Here is a 6201-nt window from a genome sequence, read left to right on the forward strand (position 1 = left end):
ACCACACACCACCGCAACCGCCCCAGGAACAACCGCCACACGCCCCGCAACCAACTCCACCACCGAACGACCACCCACACCCACACCAGGACCCGCCCACTGCGCCAGCAGGACACCGGCTTCAGCGGTCTCCAGCATCCCGAACCGGTCGAGCGGCGCGTCCGGCTGCGCGGTCACACGCTCGGCGAGAGCGATCCAATGACGGCACATCCGCTCGACGGTCGAGGCGTCGAACAGGTCCGTGTTGAACTCGGCCACGGCTGCCAGTCCGCCGCCGTCGGTCTGCTGGAAGTGCAGGCTCAGCTCGAACTGGGCCGCCTCGCGCGGCATCGCCTCGTCCTCGACACGCAGGCCGGGCAGCTCGAAGGCGCCCATCGGGGTGTTCTGGAGCGCCACGAGCGCCTGGACGAGCGGGGTACGGGAGGTGTCACGCTCGGGAGCCAGCTCCTCGATGAGTCGGCTGAACGGCACATCCTGATGCGCGAACGCGTCCAGCGTCGTCTCCCGCACCTCCGACAGCAGAGCTCCGAAGCCCATGGACTCGTCGATCCGCGACCGCAGCACGAGGGTGTTGACGAAGAACCCCACCAGATCCTCGATCTCGGCGCGCTCCCGTCCGGAGACCACGGTGCCCACTGCGATGTCCTGCTGCCCGCTGTACCGCGAAAGCAGCAACTGCGTCACCGCGGTCAGGGCCATGAAGAGGCTGGCCCCACGCTCCTGGCTCAGCCTCGTGAGCCGGTCCGCCAGTTCTGACGGGACCTCGAAGGCGTGCAGGGCGCCGGCCGAGGTGCGCACGGCCGGACGCGGCCGGTCCGTCGGCAACTCCAAAGGCTCCAGACCCGACAACTTGTCACGCCAGTGGTCGAGCTGACCGTCCAGCGCCTCGCCCGCCAGATGCTCACGCTGCCAGACCGCGAAGTCCGGGTATTGCACCGGAAGTTCGGGCAGCGCGTCGCCTTCACCACGCGCGGCGGCGGCGTACAGCGCACTCAGCTCACGGGTGACCACACCCATCGACCAGCCGTCGGTCACGATGTGGTGCATCGACAGCGCCAAGACGTGCTCACGCTCGGAGAGGCGTACCAGCAGGACCCGCGTGAGCGGACCGGTGCGCAGGTCGAACGGCAGCGCCGCCTCCTCGGCCAGCATGGCCCTGAGGCCGTCCTCGCCCGCAGCTTCCGCTAGGCGGACGGCCACCTCGATGTCTTCAGGTGCGTGGACGGTCTGCACGCCCCGGCCGTCGACGGAGTCGAAGGTCGTACGCAGGGCCTCGTGCCGGGCGACCAGCCCGGCCACGGCCGCACGCAGCGCAGCAACGTTCAACACACCCGTCAGACGCAGAGCGGCGGAAATGTTGTACTCGGTACCGCCGGGAGTGAAGTTCTCCAGGAACCAGAGGCGTTCCTGGGCGAACGAGAGCGGGAGCGGTCCGGTCCGGGGCGCGGGGAGGATCCCCGGCTCCTCCGGCTCGTCCCCGGCGACCTGCCCGGCCAGGGCGGCAACGGTCGGGTGGTCGAACAGCGCGCGGGGAGACAGACCCGTGCCCAGAACGCCGCGCAGCCGCGAGACGACCTTCAGGCTGGAGATCGAGTCGCCGCCCAGCGCGAAGAAGTCGTCGTGCACGCCGACCCGTTCCACCCCGAGGACGTCCGCCCAGATACCCGCCAGGGCACGCTCGGCATCGGTACGCGGGGCGACGTACTCCTCCCCCGCCTCCGCCTCGGGCGCGGGAAGCGCCCTGCGGTCCACCTTCCCGTTGACGGTGAGCGGCAGCTCGTCCAGAACGACGAACGCCGACGGCACCATGTACTCCGGCAACAGACCGGCCGCATGCTCACGCACCGCTTCCGCAACACCGAGCTCCGCACGCCGGGCCGGGACGAGGTAGGCGACCAGGCGCCTCACGCCAGGACGGTCCTCACGGACCTGCACCGACACCACACCCACGGACGCATGCCGCGCAAGAACCGCCTCGACCTCGGCGACCTCGATACGGAAACCACGGATCTTCACCTGACCGTCACCACGACCCAGGAAGTCCAGTCGGCCATCCGCCCGCCACCGCACCACATCACCCGTGCGATACAGCCGGCCCCCGTCACCGAACGGATCCGCAACGAACCGCTCCGACGTCAGATCGGACCTGCCGTCATAGCCCCGCGCAAGACCCGACCCGCCAAGGTACAACTCACCCGCGACACCCACACCCACCGGCCTGAGCGCGGCGTCGAGCACATACGCACGGGTGTTGTCCATGACCCGGCCCAACGGCACCGAACCACCCGCCGCGTCCTCGGACGCGATCGGACCGCACACGGCGAACGTCGTCGACTCCGTCGGACCATAACCATTGACGAGCACCAGTCCCGGGCAGGTGTCCAGCAGACGCCGCACCGCCGCGGCCGGAACCGCATCACCACCCGTCCACACCTCACGCAGACCCGCGAAACACCCCGGATCCTCCTCCACCAGCACACCGAACAGCGCCGCGGTCACCCACAGACCCGTCACACCCGACGCAACCGCCTCACGCACCACCGCAGCACTCAACTCCGCCTCGGCCACGACCACGGTCCCGCCGTTCAGCAACGGCACCCACACCTCATACGTCGCCGCGTCGAACGAATGCGGCGAATGGAACAACACCGCCCCATGCCCACCCGAACCCCAACGACCGTCCGCCGCCAACGCAACGATGTCCCCATGCGTGACCGCCACACCCTTCGGCACACCCGTCGACCCCGACGTGAACATCACATACGCCAAGGAAGCAGCACTCACGACCGGCGTGACCACGCCCGTGCCGACCGGCACCGCGTCCACCGCGAGAGCCGGAATATCCGCGACCTCGTCCACCCCCCGGTCCGTGAGGACCAGCCGAGCACCGGCCTGCGCCAGCACCTGCCGCACCCGCTCCTCCGGATACGAGGCATGCACCGGCACATACACACCACCGGCCTTCAACACGGCCAGCATCGCCACGACGACATCCACCGACCGCTCCAACAGCAGCCCGACCCTGGACTCCGACGACACACCCCCCTCGACCAGGACGGCGGCAAGACGGTCGGACTCGGACTCCAGCTCCGCGTAGGACAGCATCGCCGTACCGCACCGCACCGCCACCGCATCCGGTGCCGCAGCGACCCGACGGGCAAACGTCGCCACGGCCGAGGCGTCGTCGAGCGTGGAGCCCCCTCCATCGGCCCACTCGTCGACGACGAGGGCGCGTTCCTCGGGGGCCAGGAAGTCCAGCGCTCCGAGCCGGGTCTCAGCGTTGTCCACGAGCGCGGTGAGAACCTGGGCGAGGCGTTCGGCCAGGGTGTCGACCGTGGTCTGGTCGAGGAGGGCGGGGTCGTAGGCGAGCGTCATGTCCAGACGTTCGCCGGCAAGCCCGGCGATGAGGGTCAGTGCGTAGTTCGTCGACTCGGCAGCCTGGACGTCACTGACCGACACACCATGCCGCTCCGCCGCTCCCGTATCGACCGGGTAGTTCTCGAACACCACCAGGCTGTCGAACAGCGAAGCACCCGCGGGCAGATCCGTCTCGATGTCCGACAGCGCCACGTACTCGTACTGCCGCGACTCCACCAGATCCGACTGCACGCCTCCCAGCCACGATGCCACCCGCGCCGACGGATCCACCCTCACCCGCACCGGAACCGTATTGATGAACAGACCCAGAATGTCCTCCACGCCCGGCAGATCCGCCGGACGCCCCGACACCGTCGCCCCGAACACCACATCACCCGAGCCCGACCCGGACGACGCCCCCGCCGACTGCGACAGCAACAACGCCCACGCCCCCTGCACCACCGCGTTCACCGTCAGACGATGCCTCCGCGCGAACCCACCGACCCGGCTCGCAACCCCGGCACCCAGCACCACCGGAACCCGGCCACTCTCACGGCCCCGCTCCACCTCACCCGGCAAACGGTCATACGGCAACGCCACCGGATCCGTCACACCCGCCAGCCGACCACGCCAGAACGCCCGCCCGGCCTCCGCATCCTGACCGACCAGCCAACGCACGTACTCACCGAACGAACCCCGCGACCGCGCAGCCCGCCCAGCCCCGTCATCGGCGTACTCGGCAAGCACGTCCGGCACCAACGCCGCCGTACTCCACCCATCCAACAGCACATGGTGGAACGTCCACACCACCTGCACCGCATCAGCCGACAACCGTGCCAACGCCACCCGCAACAACGGACCGGAGGCGAGGTCGATCCCATGCGCGCGGTCCTGGTCCAACAGCTCGGCCAGGGCCGCGGCCTGTCCCTTCTCCGTCAAATCGCTCCAGTCGAGCACGGTGACCGGCACCGCCACGTCCCGATGCACCACCTGCACCGGCTCCGACAAGCCCTCCCAGGCCAACGACACCCGCAGCGCGTCCGAACGCGCCACCACCGTCCGCCACGCACACGCCAACCGCTCCACATCCGACACACCATCAAGCCGGAACACGAACTGCTCCACATAGGCCGACGAACCCGGATCCGCCAACGCGTGGAACAGCATCCCCGCTTGCAACGGCGTCAACGGATACACATCCTCCACACCCCGACCGTCACCCACCACACGATCCACCTCCACCTGCGACAACCCCACCAACGGGAAGTCCGACGGAGTGCAACCACCTGCCCCCACACCCTCACAATGCTCCACACACGCGACCAGCTCCGCCGCGAACGCCTGCGCCAAGCCCCGCACCGTCTCCTCACGATGCACATCACCCGAGTAGATCCACGAGAACGCGAGACGGCCGTCCTGGATGGCTCCGACCACATCGATCAGATGGGTGCGGTTCTCGTGCGGTGCGTGGTCACCGCCGGGCAACGGCAAAGCGTCTCGGAAGAGGCCGTCGCCGCCTTCGCCACCGATGTCGAAGTGACCGTGGTAGTTGAAGCTGATCTGCGGGTCGTCCTCGGCCAGACCCTCCAGGCCACCGCCGAGGTAGCGCAGCGCCCCGTAACCCACGCCCCGGTCCGGAACAGCACGCAACTGCTCCTTCACCGACTTCAGATCACGACCCCACGCGTCGACACCGTCCACGTCCTCACCCGACAACCCCAGGGCCACCGGATACACCGACGTGAACCAACCCACCGTCCGCGTCAGATCCACACCCGCGAACAACTCCTCACGACCATGCCCCTCCAACAGCACAGGAACCCGATCACGACCCGTCCACCCACGCAACACCCGCGCCAACGCAGTCAACAACACATCATTCGCCTGCGTCCGATACACCGCCGGCACCCGCTGGACCAACGCCTCCGTCTCCTCCACCGACAGAGCCACGGAGACACTGCGGGCCGAGGCGACGGTGTTGGTTCCGTCGGGGTTGTCGAGCGGCAGCCGGTGGTCGGCCTGTGCGGTGGCGGAGGTCCAGTGGGCACGCTGGGCGTCGAAACCGCCGCGGGCCGTGTGAGCCGCCAGTTCCTGGGCCCACTGACGCACGGAAGTGGTCTTCGGGCCGAGGTCGGGCGTGTGCCCTGCGGCGGCCTGTTCGTACGCCGTGCTCAGGTCCTCCAGCAGGATACGGAGGGACACGCCGTCGATGACCAGGTGGTGCGCCGCGATGAAGAACCACGGGGCACGCCCCGCGCCCCTCCGGCCGAGCAGGACGCGGATGAGCGGGCCTCCATCGAGGTCCAGGTCCGCCTGGGCGGCAGTGGCCAGCCGCTGCCAACGTGCTTCTGCTTCGGCGTCGTCCTCGGGCAGATCGTGGGACGCGAAGATCCCTTCCGCGGTGACGGACGAGCGGTCCTCGTACCGGGCCGAGGTGCGGCCGGAGAAGGTGGTACGGAGCGCATCGTGCTGGGACAGGACTGCTCCGAGCGCCATCAGCAGGGCCGACTCGTCGGTCTCCGGGTCCAGCGCGAGGGCCAGGGACATGTTGAAGTGCTCCGGGGCCACCGGGTGGGTCTCGAAGAACCACTCCCGGGCGGGCAACGTCGGCACCTCACCGGTGAGCTCACCCTGCTCGGTGGTCGAGGCCGCCGCCGCAGCGTCCGACTCCACATCCGGGATGATCGCGGCCAGAGAGGAGATGGTGGGGTGCTGGAAGACGTCCCGGGAGGAGAGTGACAGTCCTGCGCGGCGGGCCCTTGAGACGACCTGGAGGCTGATGATCGAGTCGCCGCCGAGGTCGAAGAAGTTGTCGTGGACGCCGACTTGCTCCAGCCCGAGGAC

1 protein-coding gene is annotated in these 6201 nt (G+C 69.0%); it reads right to left on the reverse strand.

Features of this window, described 5'->3' with window-relative positions; translation table 11 throughout:
- Positions 1-6201, reverse strand: a 6201-nt coding sequence (locus ACFYY6_RS38145; RefSeq protein ID WP_389197746.1) for an amino acid adenylation domain-containing protein, incomplete at both ends; no start/stop codon positions are given.

This window comes from Streptomyces sp. NPDC001750 (genome assembly GCF_042892615.1).
Lineage (GTDB): Bacteria > Actinomycetota > Actinomycetes > Streptomycetales > Streptomycetaceae > Streptomyces.